The sequence below is a fragment of the Sulfurovum sp. TSL1 genome (assembly GCF_019972135.1).
Classification (GTDB): Bacteria; Campylobacterota; Campylobacteria; order Campylobacterales; family Sulfurovaceae; genus Sulfurovum.
Window position 1 is genome coordinate 1,637,628 of sequence record NZ_BPFI01000001.1, and the last position, 15,149, is coordinate 1,652,776.

At 39.6% G+C, this 15,149-nt stretch carries 14 protein-coding genes, 1 tRNA gene and 1 other RNA gene; 10 read left to right on the plus strand and 6 right to left on the minus strand.

The window, feature by feature from the left end; genetic code table 11:
• The 3 genes from rplD to rpsJ are packed head-to-tail and all read right to left on the minus strand — an operon-like array spanning window position 1 to window position 1,493.
• Entirely contained in the window at window positions 1-591 is a 591-nt protein-coding gene (gene rplD, locus LDM98_RS08100) for a 50S ribosomal protein L4 (protein WP_223898912.1), read from the minus strand.
• On the minus strand, window positions 591-1,172 hold the full coding sequence (gene rplC / locus LDM98_RS08105; RefSeq protein WP_223898913.1) for a 50S ribosomal protein L3: 582 nt from the start codon (window positions 1,170-1,172) through the stop codon (window positions 591-593). The genes rplD and rplC overlap by 1 nt, the downstream gene beginning before the upstream one ends.
• 9 nt (window positions 1,173-1,181) lie before the next feature.
• Window positions 1,182-1,493, minus strand: coding sequence for a 30S ribosomal protein S10 (gene rpsJ / locus LDM98_RS08110; protein WP_223891937.1), 312 nt, complete (start codon window positions 1,491-1,493; stop codon window positions 1,182-1,184).
• A gap of 183 nt (window positions 1,494-1,676) precedes the next feature.
• Between rpsJ and LDM98_RS08115 the strand changes: the two genes are divergently transcribed.
• The 8 genes from LDM98_RS08115 (at window position 1,677) to LDM98_RS08150 (ending at window position 8,643) form a co-directional block, all read left to right on the plus strand.
• Window positions 1,677-2,753 (plus strand): AAA family ATPase, encoded by a 1,077-nt coding sequence (locus LDM98_RS08115; protein ID WP_223898914.1) that lies wholly within the window; start codon window positions 1,677-1,679, stop codon window positions 2,751-2,753.
• Window positions 2,754-2,787: 34 nt separating this feature from the next.
• An RNA gene (gene ffs / locus LDM98_RS08120) (signal recognition particle sRNA small type) lies at window positions 2,788-2,885 on the plus strand.
• A 106-nt stretch (window positions 2,886-2,991) separates the two neighbouring features.
• Window positions 2,992-3,079 (plus strand) — tRNA-Ser (locus LDM98_RS08125).
• 221 nt (window positions 3,080-3,300) lie between these two features.
• Window positions 3,301-6,570 carry an EAL domain-containing protein gene (locus tag LDM98_RS08130; RefSeq protein ID WP_223898915.1) on the plus strand — a complete coding sequence of 1,090 codons (3,270 nt, stop codon included), beginning with the start codon at window positions 3,301-3,303 and terminating at the stop codon, window positions 6,568-6,570.
• Window positions 6,571-6,679: 109 nt separating this feature from the next.
• The gene (locus LDM98_RS08135) at window positions 6,680-7,129 is read left to right on the plus strand and encodes a toxin-antitoxin system YwqK family antitoxin (protein WP_223898916.1); all 450 of its coding nucleotides are present in this window, start codon (window positions 6,680-6,682) and stop codon (window positions 7,127-7,129) included.
• Between the two features lie 9 nt (window positions 7,130-7,138).
• Window positions 7,139-7,810, plus strand: coding sequence for a M48 family metallopeptidase (locus tag LDM98_RS08140; RefSeq protein WP_223898917.1), 672 nt, complete (start codon window positions 7,139-7,141; stop codon window positions 7,808-7,810).
• Between the two features lie 37 nt (window positions 7,811-7,847).
• On the plus strand, window positions 7,848-8,096 hold the full coding sequence (locus LDM98_RS08145) for a hypothetical protein (protein ID WP_223898918.1): 249 nt from the start codon (window positions 7,848-7,850) through the stop codon (window positions 8,094-8,096).
• An 82-nt stretch (window positions 8,097-8,178) separates the two neighbouring features.
• Window positions 8,179-8,643 (plus strand): globin, encoded by a 465-nt coding sequence (locus LDM98_RS08150; RefSeq protein ID WP_223898919.1) that lies wholly within the window; start codon window positions 8,179-8,181, stop codon window positions 8,641-8,643.
• On the opposite strand, the gene LDM98_RS08155 is transcribed toward LDM98_RS08150, so the two are convergent.
• A complete protein-coding gene (locus LDM98_RS08155; RefSeq protein ID WP_223899073.1) occupies window positions 8,640-9,548 on the minus strand; it encodes a bifunctional methionine sulfoxide reductase B/A protein in 909 nt (302 codons plus the stop codon). The two genes, LDM98_RS08150 and LDM98_RS08155, sit on opposite strands and share 4 nt — an antisense overlap.
• A gap of 73 nt (window positions 9,549-9,621) precedes the next feature.
• On the minus strand, window positions 9,622-10,005 hold the full coding sequence (locus tag LDM98_RS08160) for a DoxX family protein (protein WP_223898920.1): 384 nt from the start codon (window positions 10,003-10,005) through the stop codon (window positions 9,622-9,624).
• A 352-nt stretch (window positions 10,006-10,357) separates the two neighbouring features.
• On the opposite strand from LDM98_RS08160, the gene LDM98_RS08165 reads away from it, so the two are divergent.
• The gene (locus LDM98_RS08165) at window positions 10,358-13,162 is read left to right on the plus strand and encodes a tetratricopeptide repeat protein (RefSeq protein WP_223898921.1); all 2,805 of its coding nucleotides are present in this window, start codon (window positions 10,358-10,360) and stop codon (window positions 13,160-13,162) included.
• Between the two features lie 88 nt (window positions 13,163-13,250).
• A complete protein-coding gene (locus LDM98_RS08170; protein ID WP_223898922.1) occupies window positions 13,251-13,490 on the plus strand; it encodes a hypothetical protein in 240 nt (79 codons plus the stop codon).
• Window positions 13,491-13,643: 153 nt separating this feature from the next.
• Here LDM98_RS08170 and LDM98_RS08175 read toward each other — a convergent pair whose 3' ends face one another.
• Window positions 13,644-15,137 carry a DUF2779 domain-containing protein gene (locus LDM98_RS08175; protein WP_223898923.1) on the minus strand — a complete coding sequence of 498 codons (1,494 nt, stop codon included), beginning with the start codon at window positions 15,135-15,137 and terminating at the stop codon, window positions 13,644-13,646.
• Between the last annotated feature and the right edge of the window lie 12 nt (window positions 15,138-15,149).

The window sequence follows — 15,149 nt, forward strand, 5'->3', positions numbered from 1 at the left end:
TTAAGCCTCTTTCGTCAATTTATCAAATAGTGCTTTTTCAATCACGATTGAGTGATATGCAGCCGCAAGATAAGCATTAAGCTCATTTGATTCAATGAGGTATGCGTTCTGAAGATTTCTGAATGCTAAGAAAGTCTTATCATCGATCATCTCTTTCACTACAAGTACATCTCTTTGCTCAAGCCCGTTTACAAATGCCATTGCATCTTTTGTTTTACCTGATGCAATTTCAATATTGTCAACCACAAAAAGTCTCTCGTTCGCTGCCATCTCTGCCAATGCATGGTAGAGCGCAAGTTTCTTTTGCTTTTTGTTCACTTTTTGGTCATAGTTCTTGTTCGTACTTGGACCAAATGCAACACCACCGCCAACAAAAACAGGTGATCTCAATGAACCCGCTCTTGCACGTCCGCCACCTTTTTGAGCCCATGGTTTCTTACCACCACCACGTACATCAGATCTTGTTTTAGTCTGTGCAGTGTTGGCTCTAAGACCAGCAGCATACGCTTTACAATAGAGGTAAAGGTTATGCGGGTGAACTTCCAGAAACGATTGTGGAAGGTCTGTTGTTTTAATTACTGTTGTTTTCATTATTTAACTATCCTTACCAATCCTCTAGCCCCATTGTGACCAGGAATTGAACCTTTTAATACTAAGATACCGTTTTCAGCATCAAACGACATGACGTCATTTTTCACAGTAACTTGTGTGTTACCGTATTGTCCAGGCATTTTTTTACCAGGCATAACACGACCAGGCCACTCAGCGTTACCGATCGAACCGATTCTTCTACCAAATCTGTGTCCGTGTGAACCAGGTCCACCACCGAAACCGTGACGCTTCATACCACCTTGGAAACCTCTACCCTTAGTGTCAAGAGAAGTTTTCACTACAGATGTTTCAGCCAATGCCGCTGTGCTTAGATCACCAGCTTCAGTACCTTCAGCAACTTTAATAGTCATGAATTTGTTAAACTCTTTAGATACACCGTATTTAGTCTGCTGACCTTCGATGCTCTTATTCAGTTTTTTACTAGAGTTATACGCAACAAGTGCTTTCCCGTCTTCTCTCACTTCACAAACTTTCGTTTCAATAACTTTAAGAAGTGTAACTGGAACACTTGGTACATCAACAGTTCTGCTCATACCAATTTTTTCTACAATAAATTCCATTCTCTACTCCTACTTGTCCATTGATCTGATTTCAACTTCTATTTCAGGTGCTAGATCCAACTTCATAAGTGAATCGATAGTATCTGAAGTAGCCGAAACGATGTCGATCATTCTTCCGTGAATTCTGATCTCAAATTGCTCACGTGCGTCTTTGTTGACGTGTGGTGATTTAAGAACCGTATAACGCTTAAGTTTAGTTGGCATTGGAATCGGCCCTCTAATCTCTGCACCTGTACGTTTAACTGCATCTATGATAGCAGCAACTGATCTGTCTAATACTCTGTGATCGTAAGCTTTAAGCTTTAATCTAATTTTTTCCATATTTTACCTTTAAAAGAACTCGTTAGTACGTGCCTAAACACAGGGGGTTAACCCTCTAACATAAATTTAGGAACGCGAATTATACCCAAAGTTTTTGAAAGGTGCAATGTTTTTTAGTCTAAAAACGCTACAATATTGAAAAAAGTTTCCTTATAAAAAGGAAACCATAGGATGGACACTGTCATGGAATTACTTGAATATTACCAAAATCAACGTTATGCCACTGTAAATTATGTGCCAAGAAAGTGCCAATTACCCCTCAAAGGAGACATCAACCTCTACGGTGCACGGGGTGCAGGAAAAACGACCATGATCCTTGATCTGATACAAGAAGAGGAGGAAGAGACGACACTCTACATAGATATGGAAGATCCCAATTTGATATTCAATAGGCTCACTACCCTCGCTCTTCAGCAGTACATAGACCGTGTGGGCATTGTTCTGCTCATACTGGATCATTATACGGAAGGCTATCTTCCGTCTTTCCCGAATGTTGAAAGACTCATTGTTCTCTCACGACTACCGCTTCATCATAAAGACCTCATCCCCGTTGAGCTTTTTCCTCTGGATTATGAAGAATTTCTTGCCTTTGAGAGCACCACTTCTCAGAGCAGCGGGTTTAACCACTTCTTGCGCTCTGGTACCCTGCCGATGATGGCAAGGTCACAAAAAAACCATATACACGTGATGAAAAACTTTTTCAAAAGTGCTTTCGATACCAATGAGCAGAAGTTGCTTCTCGTGCTCGCACAACACCATACCAAACATCTCACTACCCATCAGATCTATACATTTGCAAAGGAAAAATTCAAAGTCTCCAAGGATTGGCTTTATAGAACGATGAAGCTCTTTACAGAAGAAAAACTCGTTTTATTCATCGAGGACAGATATCAAAAATCCGGGAAGAAGATGTTGATTTTTGACTTTGCCTTTGCGAAATACCTTACCCTGGGACAGCCTTTTATCTTGCAGTTTGAGACGATGATAGCCTTGGCCCTTATGAAACACGGCATTGAGGTAGAGACACTCGGGATACATGGATATGTCACAAAAAACAATGAACTGATCATCCCTGCGCCTTTTGAGAGCGAAGAGAGTCTCTGGGTAAAATCCCAAAGCAAGTTTTCTATCTACAAAAAGTACGGGATCAAAAAAGTGACCATTGTCACAGTGGCCAATACCTACGAATATCATATAGAAAAACTCTATTTTGAAGCGATCCCTTTTAATGAATGGAGTGTCATCAATGCTGAAGAGTAATATAAGCTTGCTTTGGCTAAAATTCCGATGCCTCTTTTCAGACCTGTGCAATGGTTCTGAGAGACAACGGGTCAGGACGGGAACGTAGCAGCCCACCTTTCTTTACTGTGTGCCGCAGGGATCTGGGGAGGGGTACTAGCTTCTTTTACATGAAATAATCTCCATTCACCATAAAACTAAACCCATTGTTTTAGGAAGATGAATGAACCATGAGACTTATGACACTGTAAACCATGATAGAGAGGTGGCCGAGTGGTCGAAGGCGCACGACTGGAACTCGTGTATGGGGCAACTCATCGAGGGTTCGAATCCCTTCCTCTCTGCCATATATTGCATAGACTTTCCCCTTTATTTATCATATCCTGTAAAATATAGATACATGGGTTACCTACTGGCTTTTTTTGATTCACTCCCGTCTTTGTTTTTTAACATACACTGCACTATAATATATAATTGTAGTGGCAGACAGAAAGTAACCAATATGTAATATGGCACTCTTATCTATACATGAAAGTAAAACAGTATGAAAAGTTTTAATACATATTACATGAACAAAGAACAATTAGGCTCGTTTATCCACGATAAAAAGATTTACAACTCCTCCTCGCTTTTGATCCAGGTCTATTCTGCCGTTGTTGACAAAACATTTATATCCTCTCTAATCTCTGAGCTCACATACTTCTTGCCTGATGCGGCTATTATAGGGGCTACGACCGATGGTGAGATCATGGATGGAAAAGTCTCTTCAGGGAAAGTCGTTCTTAGTTTCAGTCAGTTTGAGTATACGACACTGAAAGTAGCATCTGTAGAACATAAGGTCAACGGCTATGATAGTGGGCAATACTTGGCAAAAGCGTTGATCACCGATGAGACTAAGCTGCTCATTGCTTTTACCAATGGTCTGCATACCAATGGAGAAGAGTTCCTCAATGGCATCACCTCTATAGATGCGAACGTGATTGTTGCAGGAGGTCATGCCGGGGACAACAGTCACTTTACACAGACCTATGTTTTCACCAAAGAACAGGTCATCTCAAAAGGTGCTGTTGGAGTTACGCTGAACAGCCGGCACTTACATGTACATACAGACTATAGCTTTCACTGGCACCCTATCGGAAATGAATTGACCATTACAAAAGCTGAAGGCAACCGCGTCTATACCATCAATGGGAAAAGTGCCGTAGATACCTATGCCTATTATCTGGGAGAAGATATCGCCAAAGGTCTGCCCGGTATCGGTGTCGAATTTCCCCTGATCGTCAATCGTAACGGTTCCAATGTGTCACGTGCATGTATAGCAAAAGAGAATGATGGATCATTGATCGTTGGAGGTAATTTGTACACAGGAGACAAAGTACGGATCGGATACGGAAATGTCAAAGAGATCTTGCAACAGTCACAAACCATTCTCAACCGTACTGCCCGTAAACCCTCTGAAGGCATTTTTATCTACTCATACATGACACGCAGACACTTTATGGGTGACGAAGTCGAGTCTGAAATATTCCCGCTTCAACAGATCTCTCCCGTATCCGGTTTTTTCACGTATGGAGCGTTTTTTAGTGCAGATCACAAAAATCTCTTTAAACAAACCATGACCCTGGTATCGTTAAGTGAAAATGATCAGATCCCTAAATCTATGCCGGATTGTCAACCGCAGCACGTTGCTATCAATACGACTTCTATAGAAGCATTGATCCATCTGATCCATGTGACCAGCGAAGAGGCACGGGAGCAAACCAGAGCACTCCAACAGAGCAATCAAACCAACCAGGAACTGAAAGAGCGTATGGAATTGGCCCTTATGGGAAGCAATGACGGGGTTTGGGATTGGAATATTCTTGAGGATACCGTCTATTTTTCTCCTCGTTGGAAAGAGATCATTGGCTATGCAGACAATGAGCTTCCCAATGAAGTGTCGACCTGGGATGACCGTATTCACCCTGATGACGCTGAAAAGGCATGGAAAGATGTCTATAAAAATGTCAATCGAGAAACAGAATATTATGAAAATATCCATAGACTGAAACATAAAGACGGACATTGGGTATGGATCCATGACAGAGGGAAAGTACAGTTTGATGCAGAGGGTAAAGCTGTCCGCATGATAGGTACCCATACAGACATTACAGAACAAAAAGAGAATGAACTTCAGCTATTGCATCAGGCGCAGATGATCCAACAGACACATGAAGCGATCAACACCACAGACCTGAAAGGATACATTAATGAATGGAATAAAGGGTCTGAACTTCTTTTTGGCTATACCGCAGAGGAAGTACTGGGCAAACATATATCTCTGTTATTCCCGGATGACACCTATGAGCCATTTGTCAAACATATTCCTGAACTGATGGAGAAGGAAGAGTACCTCACTACCTTGACACTTATGAAAAAATCTCACGAGAAAGTTCTCATAGACCTCTCACTTTCCCTTCTTAAGGATACTAACGGTTCGGATATAGGTATCGTAGGATACCTTCGAGATATCACCGAGCGTAAAAAAACGGAGGAAGCCCTACACTACCAGGCACACCATGATGCCCTTACGGGTCTTCCAAACCGTGTACTGTTCATGGACCGTCTGGAACAAGGGATCCAAAAAGCAAAACGGCACAAAGAGGGACTGGCGGTCTTTTTTATTGATCTGGACAAATTTAAACATATTAATGATTCACTGGGACATAGCGTAGGAGACGAGGTGCTAAAGATCATTGCAAAACGCCTCCAGGATATTATTCGGAAAGAAGATACTTTGGCCCGATTGAGCGGTGATGAATTCACCATTATTATGGAGGAGTTAAGAGATCCGAATGATACATCCCTTTTGGGAGAAAAAATTCTCAAAACATTGGCTGAGGCTATCCTGATACATGATCAAAAACTCTATGTTTCGGGAAGTGTGGGTATCAGTTTTTATCCGCAGGATGCCACAGATGCCCAGTCTCTTCTCAAATATGCCGATACTGCTATGTACAGAGCAAAAGAAGAAGGCAGGAACAACTACCAGTACTATGCACCACAGATGACCGAACTCGCCTTGAAACGTATACTGATGCAGACGAGCCTGCGTCAAGCCATCGATAATGAAGAGTTTATGATCTATTATCAGCCCCAGATCAAGGCATCTACAAATATATTGATAGGTGTAGAGGTCCTTATACGATGGAACCACCCGACCCTGGGGGTTCTCATGCCCGATGACTTCATCCCTACGGCCGAAGAGAGCGGGATGATAGCGGAAATCGATCAGTGGGTCATGAAAACTGCCATGCCGCAGATCTCTCAATGGTATAAAGAGGGATTGAACCCGGGGGTACTTGGACTGAACATTTCTATCATGCAGCTAGATAAAATCAATTTTCTTCAACAGGTCGAAGCATCACTTCAAAGCAATGATTTTGATCCAGCCTGGTTGGAATTGGAGATCACTGAAAGCCAGATGATCAAAAGACCTGATGAGGTCATTACCAAACTGCATCAGATCAATGCTTTGGGTATAGGGATCTCTATTGATGATTTTGGAACAGGGTACTCCTCTTTGTCATTATTGAAACGTTTACCGATCAACAGGCTCAAAATTGACCGCTCTTTTGTCAGAGATATCCCGGAGGATGAAGAAGATGTCGCGATTGTCAAAGCCATTATTGCACTGGCAAAAAGTCTTAAACTTGATCTTATCGCTGAAGGGGTAGAAACATCTGAACAAAAAGCGTTCCTGATCGACCATGGATGTACCAATATCCAAGGCCACTATTTCAGTCGCCCACTCACAACAGAAGAGATGCATGCCCTGCTTTTAACACACAAAGAATGATCCCCTTCTCTTTGGAATATCTCTCTCGCCTATAATACACTCTGGGTAAAAAGCAAAAAAAGGCAATTTATAGTATACTCATACACTATTTTAACTATCAAGGGTTTCCATGAAAAAATTATCTTTCTTTCTTACTATTTTTGCACTTCTTCTTTTAAATGGCTGCCAGGGACCCGGTCTTTCAGGGGGAAAAGTACAAAAAGAATACTATACGGGTGGGCAGATACGCTCTGAATTTATTATGAATGATAACACGGGTCAAAATGGTGTCCGTAAAGAGTATGGGTATGACGGTCATGTACTTGCGGTTATACCTATACGGAATGGTGTACCCCATGGCCTTGCAACAGGGTATGATCCAAAAGGCCGCGTACTTTCAAAAGTCAATTATATCAATGGGAAAAAAGACGGTTTATATGAAGCATATTACCCCAATGGTGATGTGATGGTATCGTACACTTATGTGAATGGTGTCAAAGAGGGGCCGGCACAAACCTATAGCAAAGATGGTTCTATCTATAGAAGAGTGATCTACAGTCAAGACAAAATCGTCAATTGATCTTGTGATATGAGTCTTTTGCCACACTATACCCATATCGTGAACCCTAAACTCAAGCATATTTATCTTAGTTTTGATGACGAGGGGAACCTCGTGATCAAATCTCCCAAGGTCGCACAACAAAAAATAGAACAGCTCTTGCTTAAAAAGTCCTCCTGGATCAACCATGCCAGAAAGAAGATACAGCAGAAGAAAGGGAAACCCTTGGACTTTTCCAGTGGCGCAGAGGTCTATTTCATGGGGAAGGTCTATCCTCTGACACTGGTACAACATCATAAAAAAAGAACGCATCTTGATTTTGACGGGGAAGTATTTACGCTTTTCTACCATGCCTATGATGAAAAACTATTTCAAACACATCTCGATAGATTCTACAAAACAGAGGCACAGAAACATATTCCATCTCATGTAGCATTCTGGGCAGAAAAGATGTGCCTTTCCCCCGCAAATGTACGGTTTCGAAAAACCAAACGTCAGTGGGGAAGCTGCAGCGGGAAAAATGTTTTGAGTTTTAACACGATGATGATGAAACTTCCCCATGATGTGATACAATACATCATTGTACACGAACTGGCACATATCAGGCACAAACACCATCAAAAAGCTTTTTGGCAACTGGTTGAAAACTATCTGCCTGAGTATAAGCAACAGGTCGCTGAACTCAAAAACTATATGACGTAAGGAGTCTAGTATCGATTCATTTTATCTTCTCGCATTTATGCTGATCCTCCTTTTGGGATCAGTCTTTGTTTATATTTTCTATCTGAAAGAGAAAAAAGAACAGCTGGATGCCATCAAACGGGGGTTTTGTCCGAAGTGTCATCATAAAAGCATCGAGCTGACAGACCAAAGATCAGGTGGCTGTTCTGGACCCAAACTACTCTCTTTTGAATGTGTGGAGTGCGGATACACCAACAGCTTCGCCGTAGAGAACAGTGATAGTTGCGGAACAGGTGGCTGTCGTTGATCTTCACCTACTTGACACCTAAGTCTTTTCATGTTATAACACGGTGCAAAAACAGTCATTTTATATATAGCAAAGGCATTTTATGAATTTTAGTAGCTCATCTTTAGATTTCTCTATACTCCCCTACCAGGAAGGGGTGAACCCTCCTGTCACCAAACCCAATCCTGAATTCTTAACAGACATAGGAGAAGAAGGGATGCGTGCATTGCTTGATAGATTTTATATGGGTCTTTTTGAAAGTCCGATCAAAGATCTCTTCCCGGATGACAAAGAAGAGATGAAAAAAGCTGCACAACACTCGGCAGACTTTTTCATACAGATCTGTGGAGGCCCTACCTACTTTAACCAAAACCGTGGGGCACCGCAAATGAGGGGGAGACATGCGCCCTTCGCGATCACGCCTAATGCAAGACTGCATTGGCTGGTTACTTTTGAAGAGGCGCTGCAGCCTATCATAGAGCAGAAGTTAAGCTCTGAAGAGAATATACAGAGCTTCTGGAACTATATTAATGTTTTTTCTATGTGGATGATCAATACCCGAGACTAGAACCGCTTAATTCTTCTATGACAATAAGGCTTTGAGCCTTTACGTTCATAGTAATCCTGATGGTATGCCTCTGCACGGTAAAAAGGTGTTTTAGGCAGAACCTTCGTGGCTATATTGAAGCCTTTCTTCTCCAGGATACCGATCAAACGTTCGATCGTTTTACGCTCTTCTGTGTTACTGACAAAGATAGCAGAGAGGTATTGATTCCCAATGTCGGGCCCCTGTCCATCCACCTGTGTAGGATCATGGATCTCAAAAAAAGTTTTTGCCAGTGTTTCATAAGAGACTTTTGAGGGATCATAGACCACTTCAACGGTTTCTAAGTGCCCGGTATCCTTACGTACCACATCATAGTAACCCGGATCTTTTACATGACCTCCCATGAAACCCGAAGTCACCTCTTTGACCCCATCGATCTTTTCAAGATAATACTCCACGCCCCAAAAACATCCGCCGGAAAAATAGGCCTTTTTCAATGTTGTGACGGTCTCTTTCTTTTTGTCAAAGTTAAGAGCAACGGAGTTGACACAGTGACGCACATTTTTGTCCGTAAACCCTTCACCCTGAAATACATGTCCCAAATGGGCACTGCAATTGGTACACACGATCTCCGTACGTTGACCGTCTGCATCTGGGACTTCTTTGATCGCTCCGGGTATCGCATCATCAAAACTTGGCCATCCGCAGTGAGATTCCAATTTGTCATCTGACCTGTAAAGCGGTGCGCCACATACTTTACAGGTATAGGTGCCATCCTCTATGGTATAGACATATTTTCCCGAAAAAGCACGTTCCGTGCCTTTATCTATGATCACATGTTTCTCAAAGGGTGTTAAGCTGTTTAATTTGGTGCTCCACGGCTCCAACACTTCTGCGATAAGCCCTGTTGCTACCAGACATAGCATCCATACTCTTTTTTGCATACACTGCCTTTTACGTTTTTGGTACTATAGGTAAACAGTGTGTAATTTTAATGTACTAATCTCTCATCATTGCATATTTTCCGGAGCCCAAGAGGACAATAGACAATGCACTCAAAAGATAGAGCATCGGTAATTCCAATGCCCAGGATCCTTGGTCTCCGAGTTTGAAAAACAGTCCTATTTTCGTTAAATAGACAGCCGCTGTCATATTGAGCACGATCACTCCTGCCCAAACCCTGCTTTTCCACCCCAAGATCAAAAAGATCGGTGCGAGTATCTCTCCCACATAGACACCATATACTAGTATTTCAGGTAACCCATGAGACTTCAATATCCCTTTGATAAAGTTCACTCCATGCAATGCTTTATCGATACCGTGAAAAAGCATCATTCCCCCGACCATTAAACGTAATATGAGTTTTCCTATATTCTCTGACATATGAAGATCCTTATTGTGTATAAAAAGTATATGATTATAGCAGGTATTTAAAAAATTATTGATTTTGATACGTATATGGGTGAAAAATGGATGGCCGGGAGAGGGGGATTCGAACCCCTTTCATAATTACAGTGCCCCTCTAAAATAAGGGCTTTGTAGACAATTAAAAAATAAGTGTCAGTAGATAATGGGCGTTTTTTACTGACAATTTCACTGACAGTTTTATATCAATCTATTCCAATATGTAATATTTGTTGAATAAATAGTTATACTGAGTCAAAATAAATTCATTTAAGACAAAACTAATAATAAAAAATTGTTATACTAAAAAACTTATCAACAGGGAGTAGTAATGTTTGAACCTATAAAAAAACTGATCATAAAACAATTGATTGAAGAAATAAGCATCCTTGATGCAACCAATATTGAACTTGTTGGACACAATATAGTTTCATATATTGAATCAAAAAGGTTGATTCATCATGGTATCAATAAAGACTATATGCCAAGTGGTTATACGGTTGATAGTTTTTCTAATAATTCGGAGATTGTTGTTGAGTACAGTACTGAAAAAGGATATTTCAAGGATCAATCCCCAAAAGGCACTACTCCAGCAAAATATGAAAAGATTGAAAAGGATATTAATCATGCTATCGCACACAAGCCACCCACTGGACCTACAAAAATATATTTAATTAGTACGCAAGAGGAACCGCCCTCTTTTCGAGCTAAATTTAATAATACATCAATTTATCAATCTTATGGGTCTAAAATAATTATTTATGATGCTCGTGAACTTGCAAAGTTTATATACGAACAATCTGTTGAGAGTTATGAAAATGCAGAATGCTACAAACAATTTTTTCCTACTTTTGCACAGAATCTTGATAATTACGAATACTATGGAACAGTTCCAGCACAGTGCGAAAAACATATTTCTGAACCAATTATATTACGTACGATAAAAGATCATTTTACAGATGGAAATCAGCTATGTGTACTTAATGGAGTTAGTGGTGCAGGGAAAACACAAGCTGTTATTGACTATATCCATGCTGAAAATTCAAATTTTGAAAATATTCTCTGGATTTCTGCTGATGACTGGAAGCAGGATACTTCACTACATTCTGTTAAAAGAAGCCGAGGTGGGATTCCCATTAATATTGCAGGGTCATTCAACACATCGAAAACTCTTCTTATAATTGACAATTTAGATAGGACTATAAATATTACACAACTTCAAGAACTTAACGAAGGTTTTACTAAAGGCAGTCTCGTACTTATTACATCACAACTATCAGATATAGGTAATAAGTCTTATTTATCAATTCCAATATTGTCTCACGATATTGCAATGCAAATCCTTGGTGAAGACTCCTTAAATCCTTCTGAAAGATGTGAAGAGATAGTAAACGCATGTAGTTTTTCTCCTCTTATACTTTCCATAATAAGCAATATCATTAATACAGAAAAAAACCTTTCTAGAAATGATTTGTATGCAGTAGTGTTATCTGATCCTGATGCTATTACATCGAAAGATGGTTTATCAATTATGAGCAAAATATTAGGAAAGCTCAACGATAAGATATTAGAAGCACTTAAAAAAATAGCTAACTCAGGTTCATACCAGCACGATTCTAATTTTCTAAATTATTTTATTGGAATTTTACATCGACAAAATCTTCAAAAACTCTCAATATTACTCCAAACAAATATTCCAGGCATCCTCAAGGTCCATGATCTCATAGCAAAAGCTGTTCAAGACAATTTAAACACTAATGATGTCTCTACTTCGATCGCAGAATATATTAATAAAGATAATATAGAAATGTCGCCGAGTGTTCTAAGAGAGATTCATCTTTGCTATACACAACTTTGTGAAGAAAATAAACGTCTTGGAGATCGTGAACCTGATTGGATTACTTATGCACTACTTCAAGTTGAAGGAGAAGCTAAAGAAAATATTTACAGAAATATCTATAAAAAAGATATATTGAAAGTAGAGAACATTGCATCTCTCTTATGTATTATAGATGCCAAAGAAACTCATGCGTATTCGATTGAAGATAAAGATGAACGTTCTTCATATTATGAACAATGTGCGGATGAATATCAAAAAGGAATAGAAACTTTTCAAGACGAAGACTTTAAAGCTGAATTACTTCATCATCGAGGTAAGGCTTTACGAAGATATAAAAGATTTGATGAAGCTCTTGAGTGTTTTACACAAGTATTGAAGTTAAGACCAAATTGGCATGCCACTTTTGGACAAATTGCTCACCTTGGCACTCAATATGGCGTAAAGGAATCAGTCGAAGAATGTGGTGAAGCAGCAATGCGAGATCTAGTGAATTTTATGATTGAAGATTTTTCAATTGTGCCACTGCGTGTTTCACTGGGTGCTCTTGCACGCTTGCGATCCTACCATAAACTTAAAAATGATGTTGCATCAGATGAAGAGAAGGTCATTGCACTTGCAAATGTCATTACGATATCAGCACTTGAAGGACTAGATCAGTTTTACGAAGCATATGTTTCATTTACCTCTATGTTTGGATACCAATATCCTAAAGTTTGTGTAGAACTCGCAGAAACACTCCCAGAAATGTTCACTATGCCACCAGAAGCGATAGATAAGTATCAGTGGGTTAGTGCATGTGAAGCACTTACAAACACTGCAATCGCAGCAAAATTTTCTGGGAAAATGGAATTATTTAACAAAATGTCCCATGCCAGTATCGTCTTTGCAGATAAAATCAGTAATAAAAAGGAATTAAATTCATTCGTTGCACGTGCAATAGCGAAAGCCTATATCGAAGCTGAAAAACCACAGTTGGCTATTAATGCCATTGAAAAAGTATCTGAAAAGGATATTAACCATTGGTTACTGTATCGAAAAGCTGAAGCACTTTTAAAACTAAAAGATCCTAGCGCACTCGATGTAGCCAATGATGCACTTGAATTAGCACTTGAAGATGAAAAGGCGAGAAATAATCTGTCATCCTATTATGATTTAAAGCGACAATGCTATGAGAAAGATGCAAAGATTCCAGAAGCTTTAACTGAGGCCAAAAATGCTGTCGAACACTGCAAAGATGGAAAATATAAATCGACTCTAGAAAGTACTTTAGTACGACTCGCAGGATTATCGACATAATGAAATATATCATGGCATAAAAAAATCAGAGGCAACAAGTATATTCATTTTATGTATAATAAACGTACAATAAAATAAAAGGATGAAAATGGAATCTTGGAAATGTAATAAATGCAGTGCTGACTTATCAACGCAGAGTTATAAAGAATGGGGAGGAGTAAATGATACTTATGTATTGATATACAGTTGTGATACATGTGATGAAAAAGGCTATACAGTGACAAAAAACACTAGAGACATCAAAGGTGCAACAGTAATAAAAACCTTTGATAAAGAGGTTCACCCAGAAGAAGAAATTCAAAAAACTATTAATGAGCTAAATATATAATAAGTCAGTGGAAACCAATGAAAAGCCCACCACCTACAAAACTCTATAATTATTGAAAATAAATGATTTTTAAACTATTATTTTCAATAATATTACTGAACTATGATAGATTTTGAAATAAATAAAAGTCATCAAATATTGTTTTTAAACCTTTCATCTTTGCTCTTTTTTATTAACTTCTTTCAATTTTTCTAAAATCTTTACCATCGCCAGTGTATCAAGCTTGCAGTATGCCAAAAGTGCCTGTCTCTTCTTCTCTTTTTCTGCCGCATCAAGCTTCGAAAGATTAGCAAATGCCTGCATGGCTTCTCCTCCGTTTTTTACTCCATCAAGTGCTTTATATGCCTGCTCCATTTCTGGCACGAGTGCAGGTAGTACGTACTTTATAGAATAGCTTCCCTTCATACTTGGTGTAACATAGTACTTTTGTTGAAATGGGATCATGAGGTCTATGATGTTCTCGTGTACCACTAACAAATGTGGACTTAACGTTTCATACTCTTGTGCCAATTTGCGTATAACACCTTTTTCAAAGCTCATATTGTAAGCCAGTACTGTTGCATCTACGGGTATATCTTCACAAAGTTTAAGAGCGAGTAACATTCTTGGGTCACTGCCATCTCCTGCCAGAAACTCACAGTGTTCAAGTCTGCCATTTTCATGCTCTATATGCAACGAATACTGAAAAGGTATCTGCATAAAGGGACTGATACCTCTCCATTGGGGTATCGCCTGCTGAAAGGTCTCAAAGTCCAAATGGTAGATGGGGTAGCTAAGACGACTTAAAAATGCCGCTATAGCTTCCTGATCTATGTGCATTTCTCCTGACTTGTAGTCTCTAACCGCCTGTGCTTGTTTGGCTGTCATGTCAAAATCATCGGGCATATCATTGATATCTACGATACCTTGTTCGTAGAGTTCAACCTGTTTTTTACTTCCAAGGTTAAAGATATTAAAAATGGAGTAATCAGGGATACCCCTTTGTACTTTCCAGCAGTACTCCATCGCATCGCACACATAAGGGTTTTTACACTGTTTACCTATATCTATGTCAGGTTCATTGTATTGGTCTAACAGATAGGCAAATATCTCTTCTATATTTTCATCTACACTACCTTGCATTTGATAGACCGTATCATTAAGTGCTTCTATGGTGAATAGCCCATCTAGATCGAGTTCATCACCCCTGACGTAATCACTGTTTATATGCATAAGATAGGTATGATTGACCGTATATCCAAGCTTTTGAAGTACATAGACCTGAAAAGCAACATCATGATAGTAAATATCTTTCATCTCTGTAGAACTTTTCACCTCATAAAGCTCCAGTCCATCCTCTGTAACACAAAGTATATCTACCATAACCAAAAGCCCATCAGCTATAAACGTAGCTTCAAAGATGGTCTCTACCCCCTCTTCTATCCATTGTCTGGTCAAAGCTGCCATAGCTTCAAAGTTGGTATCATACTGTACTTTACAACCGTTTGGAAATAAGCCATGAGCCACTTCACCTACTTCACTACCCGTTTCTAAAATTGCCTGTACCGATGTATCTGGAAGTGTCAACACCTCTGGCTTGTATTTTTTGAGCCAAAGGGATTTTGGGCATTGGACAGCACGAGTGTATAGGGATTTGGAGAGGGTCATGGAAAATATCCT

Excerpts from the sequence above, each read along its gene's own strand:
- LDM98_RS08145 (WP_223898918.1), top strand. The coding sequence starts at position 7,848 with ATGCTGATCCTCCTTTTGGGATCAGTCTTTGTTTATATTTTCTATCTG.
- LDM98_RS08115 (WP_223898914.1), top strand. The coding sequence starts at position 1,677 with ATGGAATTACTTGAATATTACCAAAATCAACGTTATGCCACTGTAAAT.
- LDM98_RS08175 (WP_223898923.1), bottom strand. The coding sequence starts at position 15,137 with ATGACCCTCTCCAAATCCCTATACACTCGTGCTGTCCAATGCCCAAAA.
- LDM98_RS08130 (WP_223898915.1), top strand. The coding sequence starts at position 3,301 with ATGAACAAAGAACAATTAGGCTCGTTTATCCACGATAAAAAGATTTAC.
- rplC (WP_223898913.1), bottom strand. The coding sequence starts at position 1,172 with ATGGAATTTATTGTAGAAAAAATTGGTATGAGCAGAACTGTTGATGTA.
- rpsJ (WP_223891937.1), bottom strand. The coding sequence starts at position 1,493 with ATGGAAAAAATTAGATTAAAGCTTAAAGCTTACGATCACAGAGTATTA.
- LDM98_RS08150 (WP_223898919.1), top strand. The coding sequence starts at position 8,179 with ATGAATTTTAGTAGCTCATCTTTAGATTTCTCTATACTCCCCTACCAG.
- LDM98_RS08135 (WP_223898916.1), top strand. The coding sequence starts at position 6,680 with ATGAAAAAATTATCTTTCTTTCTTACTATTTTTGCACTTCTTCTTTTA.
- LDM98_RS08160 (WP_223898920.1), bottom strand. The coding sequence starts at position 10,005 with ATGTCAGAGAATATAGGAAAACTCATATTACGTTTAATGGTCGGGGGA.
- rplD (WP_223898912.1), bottom strand. The coding sequence starts at position 591 with ATGAAAACAACAGTAATTAAAACAACAGACCTTCCACAATCGTTTCTG.
- LDM98_RS08155 (WP_223899073.1), bottom strand. The coding sequence starts at position 9,548 with ATGCTATGTCTGGTAGCAACAGGGCTTATCGCAGAAGTGTTGGAGCCG.
- LDM98_RS08140 (WP_223898917.1), top strand. The coding sequence starts at position 7,139 with ATGAGTCTTTTGCCACACTATACCCATATCGTGAACCCTAAACTCAAG.
- LDM98_RS08165 (WP_223898921.1), top strand. The coding sequence starts at position 10,358 with ATGTTTGAACCTATAAAAAAACTGATCATAAAACAATTGATTGAAGAA.
- LDM98_RS08170 (WP_223898922.1), top strand. The coding sequence starts at position 13,251 with ATGGAATCTTGGAAATGTAATAAATGCAGTGCTGACTTATCAACGCAG.